General features: G+C 65.1%; 13 protein-coding genes. 8 read left to right on the forward strand and 5 right to left on the reverse strand.

All coding sequences use genetic code 11. From position 1 onward, the window contains the following. Positions 1–68 precede the first annotated feature (68 nt). From hutU to OXK16_13440, 8 genes are all read left to right on the forward strand, one after another. A complete protein-coding gene (hutU, locus tag OXK16_13405) occupies positions 69–1,760 on the forward strand; it encodes a urocanate hydratase (GenBank protein ID MDE0376941.1) in 1,692 nt (563 codons plus the stop codon). Next, positions 1,760–3,301: a trimethylamine methyltransferase family protein gene (locus OXK16_13410; GenBank protein MDE0376942.1), complete on the forward strand. Its 1,542-nt coding sequence runs from the start codon at positions 1,760–1,762 to the stop codon at positions 3,299–3,301. The genes hutU and OXK16_13410 overlap by 1 nt, the downstream gene beginning before the upstream one ends. A 10-nt stretch (positions 3,302–3,311) precedes the next feature. Continuing rightward, the gene (locus OXK16_13415) at positions 3,312–3,989 is read left to right on the forward strand and encodes a hypothetical protein (GenBank protein MDE0376943.1); all 678 of its coding nucleotides are present in this window, start codon (positions 3,312–3,314) and stop codon (positions 3,987–3,989) included. Continuing rightward, entirely contained in the window at positions 3,986–4,555 is a 570-nt protein-coding gene (locus OXK16_13420; GenBank protein MDE0376944.1) for a peptide deformylase, read from the forward strand. The genes OXK16_13415 and OXK16_13420 overlap by 4 nt, the downstream gene beginning before the upstream one ends. Beyond that, positions 4,552–5,919, forward strand: a complete 1,368-nt coding sequence (locus tag OXK16_13425; GenBank protein ID MDE0376945.1) for a formimidoylglutamate deiminase — start codon at positions 4,552–4,554, stop codon at positions 5,917–5,919. Before OXK16_13420 ends, OXK16_13425 begins: the two co-directional genes overlap by 4 nt. After that, a complete protein-coding gene (hutI, locus tag OXK16_13430; GenBank protein ID MDE0376946.1) occupies positions 5,916–7,115 on the forward strand; it encodes an imidazolonepropionase in 1,200 nt (399 codons plus the stop codon). Before OXK16_13425 ends, hutI begins: the two co-directional genes overlap by 4 nt. Further along, the gene (locus OXK16_13435) at positions 7,112–8,569 is read left to right on the forward strand and encodes an FAD-binding oxidoreductase (GenBank protein ID MDE0376947.1); all 1,458 of its coding nucleotides are present in this window, start codon (positions 7,112–7,114) and stop codon (positions 8,567–8,569) included. Before hutI ends, OXK16_13435 begins: the two co-directional genes overlap by 4 nt. An 85-nt stretch (positions 8,570–8,654) precedes the next feature. After that, positions 8,655–9,470, forward strand: a complete 816-nt coding sequence (locus tag OXK16_13440; GenBank protein ID MDE0376948.1) for a PhnD/SsuA/transferrin family substrate-binding protein — start codon at positions 8,655–8,657, stop codon at positions 9,468–9,470. 46 nt (positions 9,471–9,516) lie between these two features. Here the strand turns inward: OXK16_13440 and OXK16_13445 are convergent, their stop codons facing one another. From OXK16_13445 to OXK16_13465, 5 genes are all read right to left on the reverse strand, one after another. Next, complete coding sequence (locus OXK16_13445; GenBank protein ID MDE0376949.1) at positions 9,517–11,142, reverse strand: acyltransferase family protein; 1,626 nt, start codon at positions 11,140–11,142, stop codon at positions 9,517–9,519. Positions 11,143–11,424: 282 nt separating this feature from the next. After that, positions 11,425–12,228, reverse strand: coding sequence for an aldo/keto reductase (locus tag OXK16_13450; protein MDE0376950.1), 804 nt, complete (start codon positions 12,226–12,228; stop codon positions 11,425–11,427). 2 nt (positions 12,229–12,230) lie between these two features. Then, positions 12,231–13,283: an Ldh family oxidoreductase gene (locus OXK16_13455; GenBank protein ID MDE0376951.1), complete on the reverse strand. Its 1,053-nt coding sequence runs from the start codon at positions 13,281–13,283 to the stop codon at positions 12,231–12,233. Between the two features lie 339 nt (positions 13,284–13,622). Beyond that, positions 13,623–14,426, reverse strand: coding sequence for a hypothetical protein (locus OXK16_13460; GenBank protein ID MDE0376952.1), 804 nt, complete (start codon positions 14,424–14,426; stop codon positions 13,623–13,625). A 136-nt stretch (positions 14,427–14,562) separates the two neighbouring features. Continuing rightward, positions 14,563–15,456, reverse strand: a complete 894-nt coding sequence (locus OXK16_13465; protein ID MDE0376953.1) for an acetamidase/formamidase family protein — start codon at positions 15,454–15,456, stop codon at positions 14,563–14,565. Positions 15,457–15,522 lie beyond the last annotated feature (66 nt).

Consider the following 15,522-nt stretch of genomic DNA (forward strand, 5'->3'; position numbering starts at 1 on the left):
GGGCTCTCTAATATTCAAGAAGTACTTTCACCTTTCGAGAACCCATCCGTGCAGATCCGAGGCCTGCAATGACGGCAAACAGGAAACCCAGCACAGGCGCGCCGACCGGAGGTGTCCGCGCTCCCACCGGCACCGGTCTGACCTGTCGCGGCTGGCCGCAGGAAGCCGCCTTCCGCATGCTGCAGAACAACCTCGATCCCGAGGTCGCCGAACGTCCTGACGACCTCGTGGTCTACGGCGGTACCGGCCGCGCGGCCAGATCGTGGGACGCGTACCGCGCCATGATCCGGACCCTCACTTCCCTCGCCGGCGACGAGACGATGCTCGTCCAGTCCGGGAAACCCGTGGGAGTCCTCCGCACCCACGAATGGGCACCGCGAGTGTTGATCGCAAACTCCAACCTCGTCCCCGACTGGGCCCACTGGGACGAGTTCCGGCGCCTAGAACACCTCGGACTGACGATGTACGGGCAGATGACGGCCGGGTCGTGGATATACATCGGCACCCAGGGGATCCTGCAGGGCACCTACGAGTGCTTCGCCGCCATCGCGCGGAAGCGATTCGGCGGTTCCCTGGCCGGAACCCTCACCGTCACCGCCGGGCTGGGAGGGATGGGTGGCGCCCAACCCCTGGCCATCACGATGAACGACGGGGTGGCCCTGTGCATCGAGGTCGACCCCGACCGGGCGGAACGCCGCGTCGAGACCCGGTACCTCGACGTCGTGGCCCACAGCTACGCGGACGCCCTGCGCCTCTGTACGGAGGCAGTTGCAGCCCGCCGGCCCCTTTCGGTGGGGTTGGTCGGGAACGCGGCGGATCTGGTGCCACAACTCCTGGCCGACGGAGTCGCCGCCGACATAGTGACCGATCAGACCTCCGCTCACGATCCGCTGACCTACGTCCCCAATGGCCTGTCTCTCGACGAGGCCACCGAACTCCGGGACGCCAAACCCGACGAGTACGTCGGGCGCTCCCGCGCCGCCATGGCTGCCCACGTCGAGGCCATGGTCGGCTTCCTCGACGCGGGGGCGGAGGTGTTCGACTACGGAAACAGCCTGCGGGCCGAGGCCGAACTCGGCGGATACGACCGGGCGTTCGCCTATCCGGGTTTCCTGCCCGCCTACATACGGCCCCTCTTCTGCGAGGGCAAGGGACCATTCCGCTGGGTGGCGCTCTCGGGTGACCCGGCAGACATCGAGGCAACCGACCGGGCTGTACTCGAGGAGTTCCCCGACGACGAGGGCCTCGCACGTTGGATCAGGCTGGCCGGGGAAAGGGTTGCTTTCCAGGGGCTTCCCGCCCGGATCTGCTGGCTGGGCTACGGCGAGCGCCACCGGCTGGGGTTGCGGTTCAACGACATGGTCCGCTCCGGCGAGTTGAAGGCCCCGATTGTGATCGGGCGCGATCACCTCGACTCCGGATCGGTCGCCTCGCCCTACCGCGAAACCGAGGACATGGCGGACGGCAGCGATGCCATCGCAGACTGGCCGCTTCTCAACGCGCTGGTCAACACGGCCTCGGGCGCAGCATGGGTCAGCATCCACCACGGTGGAGGGGTCGGGATCGGCCGGTCGATACATGCCGGACAGGTGTGCCTCGCCGACGGCACCGACCTGGGAGCCGAGAAACTGGAGCGGGTGCTTCTCAACGATCCAGCGACCGGAGTCATGCGCCACGTGGACGCCGGTTACGAGTTGGCCGCGCGGGTGGCCTCCGACCGGGGAGTACGCGTACCGATGGCGGAGACGAGACCTCGATAGTGGCCGCACGGCGTCGACGCGGAGGACGGCGAGCCCGGGTAGCGAAGCGCGGACCCTCGAACCCGCAGCGGGCCTTCCGCCAGCCCCGCCTCCCCTGGGAGCCGGTAAGGGCGGTTTCCGCCGACGAACTCGAAGCCATCCACGAGGCGTCCCTGAAGGTGCTCCGCGATGTCGGGATGGACATCCTGCACCACGACGCCAGGGCGATGCTCCGTCGGGAGGGCGCCGAAGTCGATCCCGACTCCGCTCGGGTGCGGTTCGATCCCGGCATGATCACCGAACTGGTCGGCTGCGCGCCGGGCGGGTTCACGCTGCACGCCCGCAACCCTTCCCACCACGTCCACCTCGGAGGACGCTCGGTGGCGTTCACAGCTGTGGCCAGCCCACCCAACGTCTCCGGCCTCGGCCGTGACCGGCGCGCCGGCAACCGGGAGGACTTCAGACAACTCATCCGCCTTAGCCAGCATCTGAACGTCGTCCACCTCCACGGTGGCTACCCGGTCGAGCCCACCGACGTCCATCCATCCGTCCGACACCTGCACGCCACCTTCGACCTGCTTACCCTCAGCGACAAGGCCATCCACACCTACAGCCTCGGACGGCAGCGGACCCTGGACACCATCGAGATGGCCCGCATCGCCCGCGGGATACACGAGGACGACCTCGACACCCAGCCGTCGATCTACACGATCGTCAACACGTCGTCCCCACTCCGCCTGGACACCCCCATGATCGAGGGGATCCTCGAGTTGTCGATCCGGAACCAGCCGGTGGTGATCACCCCGTTCACGCTGGCCGGGGCGATGGCGCCGGTGACCATCGCCGGGGCTCTCGTACAGCAGAACGCGGAGGCCCTGGCAGGAATCGCGCTCACCCAGGCCGTTCGCAGGGGAGCACCGGTGGCATACGGGGGGTTCACATCCAACGTCGATATGCAATCCGGGGCGCCCGCCTTCGGCACCCCCGAGTACCTTCAGGCCGCTCTCATAGGCGGCCAACTGGCGCGACGCTACCGCCTCCCCTACCGATCCTCGAATGCCAACGCCTCCAACGCGGTCGACCTCCAAGCCACCTACGAGAGCATGTTCTCGCTCTGGGGCGCGGTCATGGGGGGAGCCAACCTGATACTGCACGCGGCCGGATGGCTCGAAGGCGGGCTCAGAGCGTCGTTCGAGAAGATGGTGCTGGACGCCGATCTGCTGCAGATGATCTGCGCGGCATTGGAGCCGCCAGTTACCGACGAGGGCGCGCTGGCGCTCGAGGCGATCGCAGATGTGGGCCCGGGAGGTCACTTCTTCGGGACCGCCCACACCCAAGCCCGTTACCGGGAGGCCTTCCATGCTCCGCTGCTGTCGGATTGGAGCAACTTCGAGTCCTGGGAGGAGGCCGGCCGGCCCGACCCCGCCCAGCGAACGGTTTCGCTAGCTCGCAAGTTCCTCGACGATTACGAGCAACCACCTATGGAGCCGGCCGTCCGTGAGGAACTGGAGGAGTTCGTGGGCCGCCGCGTCGCCGAGGGCGGCGTAGCGACCGACTATTGAAAGGAGTCGAGTGCAACCTGTCCGTTACAGCCCTGTGCGTCTGCGTACCGACCTGAACCCCGCCGGCCATCCCTGCGCCGAGGTCCGGCATTACGAGGCGGATCTTGCCGTCCTCAATCGCCTGCTGGCAGACCTGCGCGTCCTACTTCTGCAGACCAAGACCGGCGAAGCGACTCTCCGTCCCTACCAGCTCATCAACTGGCACGAGGACGGACTGAGACGCAGGGTCGTGATGTGCGATCCGGCAACCCTCTTGACGGGTGCGGATGTGCTGATCGTCGGCTTCATCGGGAACCGGCGTTCGACCGAAGAGGCCAACCAGATCGACGAGTTCGACTTCGACGTGATCTCCGAGTTCCGCCAGTACCCCGGGATACTCAGCTACAGCTCCATGGAGCTGATCCCGAACCAGTGGGCGAACCTGGTGGTTCACCAGGAGGTCGGGGACCGGGAAGCCTGGCGACACAGCGCCATTCACATAGAAGCAGCCGAGGATCTGTCTCCCCGGGTGTTCCACAGCGTCCGCATCCACAACGGGCGGGTACGCGGAGGCCCGGTCGGAGACGGCAGCGTGATCGTTGAGGTCTCCAAGTATTGGGACTACGACTCGGACCCGATGTGGCATGCCGTCCGGACGATCCCGGGGGGAGTCACGACTGCGGACCACCCTCGGTGGAACCCGCGATGACAGTTCGCCGGATCCTCTCGGTGGGCCACCCGACGTTGCGAGTACGGGCGGCGGAGGTAGCGAACGAGGACATCCCGACCCCGGCCATCCAGGAACTGATCGACGATCTCATCGACACGATGCGCCACGCCAACGGCTCGGGGATCGCCGCCAACCAGATTGGAGAGACGGTCCGGATCATGGTGATGGAGGTCGACGAGAACCCACGCTACCCCTACAAGCCACCCATCCCCCTTACGGTGGCCATCAATCCACGGTTCGAGCCACTCGACGACGAGACGGTCGTGATCAACGAGGGGTGCCTGTCCGTGCCATTACGGGGCGAACTGAAACGGTCGGTGAACCTGCGGGTTCGTTATGCCGACCGCGATGGGCTCCACCACCGACAGGTACTCCGGGGCCTGACAGCCGGGACCTGGCAGCACGAGTGCGACCACTTGGACGGGGTGCTGGTAGTCGACCGGATCGATCCGAAGACCCTCAGCACCTGGGAGGAGTTCGACCGGCATCACCGCGACGCTTTCGTAGAACGTATCAACCGGTTCGTGGCCGAGGTCGGGTCATGACCAGCCGCTACTGGTGCGAACTGGCCTGGCTCGGAGGTGCCCAAGCCACCCCGGGGGTCGTGATCGAAGTGGCAGGGGGTCGGATAGTCTCGGTCGCGTCCGGCCGGGCCACTGCGCCCCGCAGCGCCGTCGAGCTGCCCGGACTGACCATCCCGGCCCTGGCCAACGTCCATAGCCACGCGTTCCACCGGGCGCTGCGGGGCCGGACGCATGGCGGGAGCGGAACCTTCTGGACCTGGCGCGACCTGATGTACGGGGTGGCGGCCAACCTGGATCCCGACAACTACTACCACCTCGCCCGGGCCACCTTCGCCGAGATGGCCCTGGCAGGCATCGGGGTGGTCGGCGAATTCCACTACATCCACCACAGGCCCGGCGGGGGCCGCTACGACGACCCCAACGCGATGGGGCTCAGCCTGGTAGCCGCGGCGCGGGACGCCGGGATCCGCCTGACCCTGCTCGACACGCTCTACCTTCACGGAGGCTTCTCCTCCAAGTCGGGGTCGGGGTATGCGCCTCCCGGTCCGGAACAGGCCAGGTTCAGCGACGGATCCGTGCGTGCCTGGACGGAGCGGGTGGCGCGGTTGACGGCCGGTGTCTCCGGGTCGCTCGCGAAGGTAGGGGCGGCGGTCCACTCGGTGCGCGCCGTCGACCCATCCTCGATCGAAACAGCGGCCCAATGGGCGGGCGAGAACGGCCTGCCACTCCACGTTCACGTGTCCGAACAGCCGGACGAGAACCGGGCGTGCCTGGATGTGCACGATCGGACCCCCACCGCGGTGCTGTCCGATGCGGGCGCGCTAGGGCCCGACACCACCCTTGTCCATGCCACCCACCTTTCCGACCACGACATCGCCCTGATCGGCGAGGCCAGGGCAACCTGCTGCATCTGCCCCACGACCGAGCGCGACCTGGCAGATGGGATCGGTCCCAGCCGGAGTCTCCTCGATGCCGGGGCCACGCTGTGCGTCGGATCCGACTCCCACGCGGTGATAGACATCCTGGAGGAGGCTCGCGCGGTGGAGCTGGGCCAGCGAGTCCTGACCAACCGCCGCGGGCTCCACTCGAGCCCGGCCCTCGCCTCGATCGCCACCGCCAACGGATACAGGGCGCTCGGATGGCGGGACGGAGGAGTCATCGGACCGGGCCGCCTCGCCGATTTCACCACCGTGGGGCTGGACTCGGTCCGCCTCGCAGGTATCGACGCCTGCAACGCCCTGGACGCGGTGATGTTCGCCGCCTCCAGCGCCGACGTGAACCACCTCGTCATCGGCGGTCGGCGGGTCGTAACCGGAGGCGCCCATGTATCGATCGACGTTCCGGCCGAACTGGAATCTTCGATCGCCAAGGTGGTGGCGACGTGACTGTGGTGATCGACAACATCGGGGAGTTGGTCACCAATGATCCTGCAGCCGGGACGGGACCTCTCGGGATCATCGAGAACGCGTCGGTGGTGACCGACGGTGATTACGTCTTGGCGGTCGGGCCTGCGGGCGCGGTAGCGGACGAGCGCCTCGACGTAGGGGGTAGGTGCGTTCTGCCCGGCTTCGTCGACTCCCACACCCACCTGGTCTTCGCAGGAGACCGGGCGGAGGAGTTCACGCGGCGGATGGCGGGTGAGGACTACGACGGGGGTGGGATCCGGGTCACTACCGAGGCCACCAGGACAGCAGGCCGGCCGGCGCTCCGGGCGGGTTTGGCCCAGCACCTGGAGGAACTCAGGCGGGCCGGTACCACCACCGTGGAGATCAAGTCCGGCTACGGATTGTCGGTCGAGTCAGAGGTCACGACCACGTCGTTGGCGGGAGAAGTGACCTCCGAGACCACCTTCATGGGCGCTCATGTCGTCCCGACCGAGTACCTGGGGCGGACCGACGACTACGTCGACCTGGTGTGCGGACCGATGCTGCAAGCTGTTCGACCCCATGTCCGCTGGATCGACGCCTTCTGCGAGGAAGGCGCCTTCGACGTGGACCAATCCAGGGCGGTTCTAGAAGCGGGCCGGGCTGCCGGCCTCGGTCTGCGCCTTCATGCCAACCAACTGGATTACGGCCCCGGCGTGCAACTCGGCGTTGAGATGGGCTGCGCGTCCGTCGATCACTGCACCTACCTCTCGAATGGAGACATCGAGGTCCTCGCCGCGGGCGACACCGTGGCCACCTTCCTTCCTGCCGCGGACTTCTCCACCCGCCAGCCGTACCCCGACGCACGTCGGGTCATCGACGCCGGAGCGACCGTGGCGATCGCCTCCAACTGCAATCCCGGATCGAGCTACACGACCTCCATGTCCTTCTGCATCGCTCTGGCGGTACGCGACATGAACATGACAATCGACGAAGCGATCGCCGCCGCCACCACCGGCGGGGCAGCAGCCCTGCAACGGCGCGACATCGGGAGGCTCGCTCCCGGTGGCCCGGCCCACCTCACCATCCTCGACGCACCGAGCCGCCACCACCTCGCCTACCGCCCTGGCGTGCCGCTGATCTGGCGGACCCTCGGCTCCGACTACGTCCAACCGTCCACCGAACACGAATCCCGAAGCAGAAAGGCAAGCCCATGAACCTCCCCAACCCCACCGGACACAATCAGTGGTACCCGTTCGCCAACCGTCCCCTACCTCCCGAGGTCGACGGTTGCCTGGTCAACCCGCCGGCGATACCGGTCTTCGACCCTATGCCCCTGCCGGGGAGCGCCCGGTTCGTGGTGGTCGGCGCCGGTGTCCACGGGCTGTCGAGCGCTTACCACCTGGCCATGTATCTTGAGCGATCCGGCAAGGGCAAGGGCAGCGACGTCGTCCTGATCGACAAGCAAGGTCCCGGAGCCGGAGCCACGGGCCTGGCCTGCGGATGCGTCCGCAACCTCTACATGACCAACCAGCTGCACGCCATCCTGCGGGCCAGCGTGGAGGTCTGGGAGTCCGACCCAGTGAACTTCGGCTTCCAGCAGGTCGGTTACGTGTCGGTCGGCGAAGCGAACCAGTATGAGGACTACATCGAGCTCCACGCCTCACAGGCGGCCAGCGGCTACCCATCGGACCTCTACACGGGATCGGACGCCCATGCCTTCCTGACCAAGCTGTGGCCTGACTTCAAGACCGAGAACTGTGACGTCGTGCTCCACGAGCACCGCTCTGGATACGCCGGGACGCACATCGCGGTGTGGGGCCTCGACCAGAAGTGCCGCCAGTGGGGCGTGCAGCGTGTCTACGGGACCACGGTCACCGGCTACCGCCGGGACGCATCCGGGTCCGTGACGGCGGTCGAGACGGACCAGGGATCGATCTCGTGCGAGCAGGTCGTGGTCGGTGCGGGCGCGTGGACACCCACGCACTGGGAGTGGCTCGGCGGCCCGTCACACCTCGACGTCGTGTATCCCGACGGTCACACCGAGGAACAGATGGACATGTGGACCTACTGGCGCCTCCTGGAAGGTGAAGTACTCCTCCCCGAGGGCGTGGACTTCCGTACCGCCCAGTACCGGGACTCACCGGTCCTGCACGTGGAACTGCTGGACACGCCCGTCTACGGCGAGGACGGGACGATGATCAAGGACCACACCTACGTGTACACCCGCTACGCGGCCGAGCGAGTCGGTGCTCCGGGCCTCCAGGGAGGGACGATCCCCATCAAGATCGGTCCTCGGGCGGAGGTCGAGCCCTACGGGCACCTCAACGACCTCTACCAGGCGGAAGACTGGTTCGCCGACTACTACTGCTCCGCCCTCGGCATGCTCTTCAAGCGGCTCGAGAACCTGAGGCCCTACTTCAAGGAGCGGCGGAACGGAGGAATCGGAGCCTTCACACCGGACAACGTGCCGGTGTTCGATCATGTCGCCGACAACGCGTGGGTGATCGCCGACTCCAACCATGGGTTCAAGATGATCGGGGTGGGCAAGCTCACGGCTCAGATGCTGGTCTACGGCGACAAGCCCGACGAACTGAAACCGTTCACCCTGGACCGGTACCGGACCGGCGGGACCTTCGGAGACAGGAACTCGAACAGCCCGTGGGTCTAGGGTGCTGACCAGATCACCGGTAGCAGCAGGTCCCTCGATGAGGTAGGCCAGGGCTCGCCGGGCCGCGGCACGAGGACGGTATTCGTTGAACACACCCGTAGAGGCGCCTCTCCGAGCCGCAACCTACCTGGGCGACAACACGGTCGCGATCATGGCCGATCTGGTCCGGTACCTGTCGGAGGCGACAGGCATCGAGGTAGTGATCGATCGCACGGTTGGGCGAAGTACCGCGGCGGCGCGTCAAGAAGCTCCCAATCTGGACCTAGTGTGGATGTGCGGGTACATGACCGAGTCGCTCATCTCGGCGGGTCGGATGTCCCATACCATCGTGGCCGTGCCGGTCTTCGCCGGACACGGAGGACCGGTCTACCACTCGGTGATCGTCACCCGGCCAGACGGCCCCCGGACGCTGCTTGCTGCACTGGACACCAGGCTGGCCGTGAACGAGATCGAGTCGTGGTCCGGCTTCCTAGGACTCAAGGCCCATGTCGAGCACTGCCGTCCCGGTTCCTGGTTCACCGATCAGACGGTCACCGGGTCGCATCGGGCCTCGATCCGGGCGGTGGCTGAACGGGAATGTGACGTGGCAAGCATCGACGTCACGATCTGGGACCACGTCGTCGCCACCGAACCCGAAGCGGCCGCCGACCTCCGCACCATCGACCGCACTGTGGACTGGCCGGCCCCACCGTTCAGCTTGACGGCCAACCTGGAACTCGAACAGCGCGACATCGTGACTGCGGCTCTACTCGCGATCAGACCCTCGGACATTGCCTCCTTGGACGGCGTCGCCCCGGCCAACTCCTGTCTCTACCGGGACGTGATGCCTGTCCGGCCACCTGGGATTCCGGTTCGTCGATCCTCGAAGCGCGAGACCCATAACGGAAGTGATCGCAACTGAAGCAACTCCGGGGCGGGTCGGTACCGGCGCCGACGGCCCAGGTTCGCTACGGGTCCACCGCCGGCTCGATGCGGGCGGAAGGGCGGACCTTCTTGCCGTTCAACATCGTTCCGATCGGGGTGTATCTGACCAGGAACTGATAGCTCAACAGAAGGACCGCTGTAACCAGCGCCGAGATCATCAGGAACTTGACCTCTGCCGGAAGGTCCCAGTCGCGTACGACCGCTTGGGCGACCACCACCACCGGAAGGTGGGCGAGGTACAGCCAGTACGAGGAGTCGGAGAGGTAACGGACTCCCCGGCGTTCCCTTGGCAGCAACGCTCGAAATAGCCCGATCAGGCCGAAGCACACCCCCCACGCGTAGGCAACCTGCAGCACCGACGCCACCAGCCAGGAGAACGCCACCTCGCCGAAGGTGACAAACAGTCCGGCGTTCACGCCCGCTGCCTGGCCTTCCCACGCGAAGTGGAGTGCCACCTCGCCGAAGGTGAAAACCAGTCCGGCAGGGAACGCGACCAGGAACGAGATCGGCAGATAAAGCCACCATCGTCCCCCGATCGTGTCGACCAGCAACCTGCCCCTACGTCCCCGGCGCCGGTACATCAGCGCCCCGAAGGTGAAGAAGGTGGCGTAGTAGGCCAGGACGTGGGGAAGCGGAACGAAGCCGTCCGAGGTGTCGGGCCCGAAGACGGGATAGGCGCCACCCCCGCCCATGGACAGCTGCGGCACAATAGTGAGGGGGATCATCGACCACATGACCCACCGGGGCCAGTTTTCTTGCCGAGCGCTTTGGCGGTCCCGGCGGTCCAGCGCCCAGGCGATGATCGCAAACCCTGCCACCAGCCAGAGGAGGAACCAGAGGAACCACAGGTGATAGAAACGTTGGATGGAGGATAGGTCCAGCCCGTCGGCCGAGCCGTTGCCGTCGTCCTGCTCGGCAGCGCCTGCTTCCCAACCCGGGATCTCCGACCACTCCATCCCATCGGGCAGCGGATCCCCGCCTCCGTAGGAAACCAGCAGGTCGGCCGCCTCCGCGTGGCCGAAGTGGAAGGCAACCCCGAGGGGTGTCTCCCCCTCCGAGGCGGTGGCGACGGGCGCTGGCTCCGCTCCGCGAGACAGGAGCAGGTCCAGCATCTCGGTATCGCCACCGAAGGCAGCGGCGTGGAGAAGTGTCCACCCACCCGGCTCCCCCCGGAGGTCGACATCGAAGCCTCTGTCCAGCAGTTGCTCCACCCCGGAAACATCACCGGCGAAGACCTTGCCCCAGATGTCATCGTCCTCCACCAGCGCCGCGGGTGCGGACCCGGCCGCCCAGTCACCGACGAACGTGGTCAGCGGGACGATCGTCAACAGGCCGAGCAAGAGCGGGAGCGCCACCCGACGAAGCCGGTGGTTCAGGAGGGCGCCGAGCCCCCGGCGCTGCCACAGCAGGGCGGTGAAGAACCCGCTCATCAGGAAGAACACGGGCATCCGGAACCCATGGACGGCCCACAGGAACTCGTCGAACAGCCCGTCGAACGCCGACCTGCGGTCCTGGACCCACCACGGCGCGGGGAAGAAGGCCAGCGAAGCGTGGAGGCAGATGCCCAGCAGCATGGCGAAACCCCGCAGCGCGTCGAGGTCGTACCGGCGACGCTCCCCGGAAGGCAATGGCGACGAAGGACGTTCCACTGGGGTCAAAGAGTCAACCCGAAGGGTCGGGGCGCCCGAGGATAGGCGGTAGTGGAACTCCCCGTGAGTTCCTCCCCCGGATCATGGTAAACGCCGCTACCAATCGCCCCATCGGGTCCCGATGGTTCTCGTCGGTGGATCCTGCTCGTCGGCACTGGGGAACGGAACGTAATCGGTCTGTCCGGCCGACGCCCTGTGTGTCTGGACAAAAGGCATGTAACGGCTGCAGCATCCGAGAGCCACGATCACCGGAAGAGTCGAAGAGTCGCGCGAACCTCTTCCTCAGACGATCCCCTCATCGCCCGCCAGGCGCTCGACAACGGCTCGCTGGTCGCCATCCAGGTACGGAGGGCTCCCCGCAATTGTGTTGAGGCGGGCGTGGTCTCGCTTGGTTGTGGCGGGTATGACTACATGGACGCGGCTGTCGGACAGCACCCATTTGAGTAGCGCCTCCGACCAGGAACGGACTCCCAGCCGTTCGATCTCGGATGGATCGGGTGGGTGGAGAAGCGCCCCTTCCGCGAAGGGCCGCATGACGATGACGCCGAGGCCGAGTTCTTCTGCGAGCGGGAGGACTCTCTGTTCAACAACCCGCTCCCATGGATTGTATGGGATCTGGATAGCGTCGATGCGGCCGGTATTCATGACCACCTCGAGTTCATCGAATGCTCCCTGATCCAGATGGGTCGCTCCTATCAGCCCGATCCGACCCCGGTCTCGTTCCTCCTCGAGAAACGAGAGGTGGGCTCTCCACGCGACGAGGTTGTGCACCTGCTCCAAGTCGATCCGCCCGAACAGTTCGACCTGGCGAGCGAACTGCCGGCGTCCCTCGGTCTGGGATGGTGTCCATATCTTGGTGGCGACGATGCTCTCGCTCCGGTAGTCGGCCAGCGCTCTCGACAGGACCGCTTCCGAGCGCCCGTACATCGGAGAGGTGTCGAAGAGGCGGGTTCCTCCGCCGAAGGTCTCCGCCACGACGTCGGAGGCAGTGGCCTGGCGAGAGGCCGGAAGATCGAAGGTTGACCATGTACCCAGACCTACGACGGGGACCTCCAGGCCGGTGGAACCGAAGGCTCGTATCTCCATGGCTAGCAACCGGGGAAGGCCACGTTGAACTCACGCCCGAGGGCCTCGAGCAGGGCGAGGTCGCCAGATGCGATCGGGATTTCCATGCGACGCCGGGAGGCCACCCGTGCCTCACGTTCTCCGGGGACCAGAAACGGCGACACGTTCTCCGCTCTCGCCGCTGTATGCACCGTATCCGTCAGTTCCTCGACACGAGAAACGAAACCCGCCGTGCTTGCCACTGCCCCGACGCTGATCGCCAGGATGAACTGACCAAGATGCTGGGGCTCCCGGCCGGATGGATCGGCACTTATCGATGGGCTTGTTCGTGCCCCTGCTAAACATCCGGCCAACGTGTCGATCATGAAGGCAAGCCCGAATCCCTTGTGTTCTGCGAAGGGCAGCAGACTGCCGGCAAGAGCGCGTTCGGGATCATCGGTCGGCTCTCCATCGGGTCCTATCGCCCATCCCAGCGGGAGGCGGTTTCCTGCTCTGCCAGCGGCTCGAACCCGACCGAGCGCGACCACACTCGTGGCGATATCGAGTGAGGGGGCGACATCTTCAGGGCCCGCCGGGACGGCGATCGCCAATGGATTGGTACCGAGAATCGGGCCTAGAGCTCCCCGTGGCGCCAGACCGGGGTCGCTGTTCGAGAACACGATGGCCGCGCAGCCTCGACGAACGGCCTGCTCCGAATACACGGACGCGGCGCCGAAGTGGTTCGATCGTCGAACCAGGACGACGGCGGCACCGCTGCTCTCTGCCTTCTCACAGCAAAGGTCGGTTGCGATCGTGGCCGCGTATGGTCCGAGTGCGTTTCGAGCGTTGACTACCAACGCACCCGGAAGGTTCTCGATGATCTCGGGTTTCGCCTGCCCATCGATTGCCCCGCTTCTCAGCCGGGGCAGATACAACCTGAGCAGGACTAGACCGTGCGTATCCAGGCCGCGTAGGTTGGCGTCAACCAGCGCGGTTGCCGTTGCCTCTGCTGCCGGAAGGGAGGCTCCCGCAGAGCGTAAGACCTCATTCGCCCATCTGTGCAACACCGACGGTGGAAGCCGTCGAACCTCAGTCATCGAGAACAGCTTCTGTCGCCTCTGAATTGTTCCGCCGACGGCCACAGGCAGTCCGCGGAACGAACTCCGGGGATACCCACCTTCTCGTAGGATTCCCGCCGAGCCCCTGTCTGTGACTCACGCGATGACGTGACGGGATACACAGCTTCAGGCAGGGGATTCCAACTGCGTTGATCGAAATCTGTATCCGAGCGATTGAAGAACGTTTATCGCCCCTGCCGGATGGCCTATACTTGACACTATCCTCATCTGTGGTGGTTGGAGCTAGGAGACGTTCACCCGGGCCGCGCCGAGGGACATGGTCAGCTAGTATGTCAAGATAACCAACTCTTGTCGGGCTCATCCTCCGTACTCATTCACGTACAATCCTGCTCTCAAGAGAGCTTCACATACCAACGCTGCACGCCGGACTTTCTCGCGGGTTACCCTCCGGGCGATAGGCTCGAGATGGGCTCCGTATGGATACAAGTTCGGAGCGTTTAGTAGTCCGAACTTGAGATGCACAGGAGCAGCCGCCTCCACGAGAGCAGCAGCATCTCGATAGCGGAGTCCTCCCGATAAGTCAGAAGAGATCTCCATGTAAATGTCGAGAGTAGTTGAGCTTGAGAGCAGGGAGCGCATCGCCGCCAGATCATCGATGGTCGACGAACCGGACACATTGATACTTGTAGCCCCAAGTCTCTCATATAGCGCGGCCGCGGCAGCATTCATTGGAGCTATGGCTACGGATGTCTTGAAGGCGAGTCCGCACAGATCGCCGCTCGTACGCAATGTGTTCGCAGCATCGAGAAGACCTAGATCAGCTAGGAGAACTCCATCAACTCCCCATTCAGAGCATCGATGGAGTTCTTCTATAGCATCGTGGAACGCTACTTCACCTCGCAACTGCTCACCGGCACCCTGGTCAACAAGAGTCTCGAACGAATTGCGCGACGATATGAACGAGTAGACGTCAATGCCGTGCCCATGCGCTTGGCCTAGCATCTCATTGCGTTCACTATCCGTCAGCATACGGGTTCCACCACCCATCGATACGCGGTGGATAGGAACAGTCCGTCGTTTCGCCTCTTCGAGAAGTTCTTGAAGCAACGCGGGATGTTCAATCGACGGGAACTCGAATGAAACTTCGCGTAAATCCCTCATGTCATCAATCTGTGCGGGGATAGGGGCCGTTCGTGGACCGACCATCCAGGGCGGGCGTTGTCGACATGCTACTCCTCATAGGACTCGTTGACCGTTGACGGATACAAGCCACCAGCCACCAGCCACAAGCCACTAGCTAGGTTCCTTGAACAAACGACTTGGAAACCTTCGCGGCGACACCTCCTCCCCAGTAGTAGCCGACGCTGACCTCGCCCACCTGGGAGAGCAGGCTCAATGCCTCCCAGCTCACCCAGCCGTAGCTTTTCTCCAGCCACACGGCGAGCCGGCTGAACGCTAGGCCCACCGCTTCATCGAGCGGTCTCCCACATGCTATAGCCATCAACTCGCGATCCGTCTCGATCCGCGGCCACCGCAGTTCGATGGCCTTCTCCAGATCGATGACGATCCGGCTTCGTGCGGGCATCTCCAGTGCGATACCGCTCACCTCGCCGGCACCCTGTGCGGCGTGACAATCCCCCAGGTATAGGAATCCACCGGGAACGAACACAGGCAGCATGACGGTCGCCCCCGGTGCTACCTCGCGGATGTCCATGTTGCCCCCGTAGTCGCCTGCTTGAACTGTCGTCGGGGCCCCCATCGCCGGAGCACAGGCGATCAGTCCGATCATCGGGCGGTACGGGATGGTCAAGTCCTTGCTCCAGCGGATCACGCCATCCACGATCTGGCAGATTCGCGTCATATCCGGGATTGGCGACGGGAGTGAGGTCACAACAGGCGGAGCGGGAAGTACATAAGTAGCGCACTGGCCGATAAGCGGCTCGATATCGACGATCCGCACGCGTAGCGAGTCCCCCGGTTCAGCCCCGTTCACAGCGATCGGCCCGGCCACGGGATCACTGAGCGGCAACGCCACACGGTCCCGGACGTCGCCGGGTACCCGAACCTGCCCGGAGAACGCGTCTTCGGTCTCCACCACCACGCTGTCCCCCGGATCGATAGTCACGACAGGCTCCCGGAGTCGGCTTATCTCATAGATCAGCGGGCCCAGGCGTATGACGTGCTCGGCCACGCTCAGGGCTCCGGACTCAGGGAGGCAAACTGCCTTTCGTCACTTCGATAGCTATCCCGTAACTCA

It is taken from the genome of bacterium, from assembly GCA_028821235.1.
Classification (GTDB): Bacteria; Actinomycetota; Acidimicrobiia; order Spongiisociales; family Spongiisociaceae; genus Spongiisocius.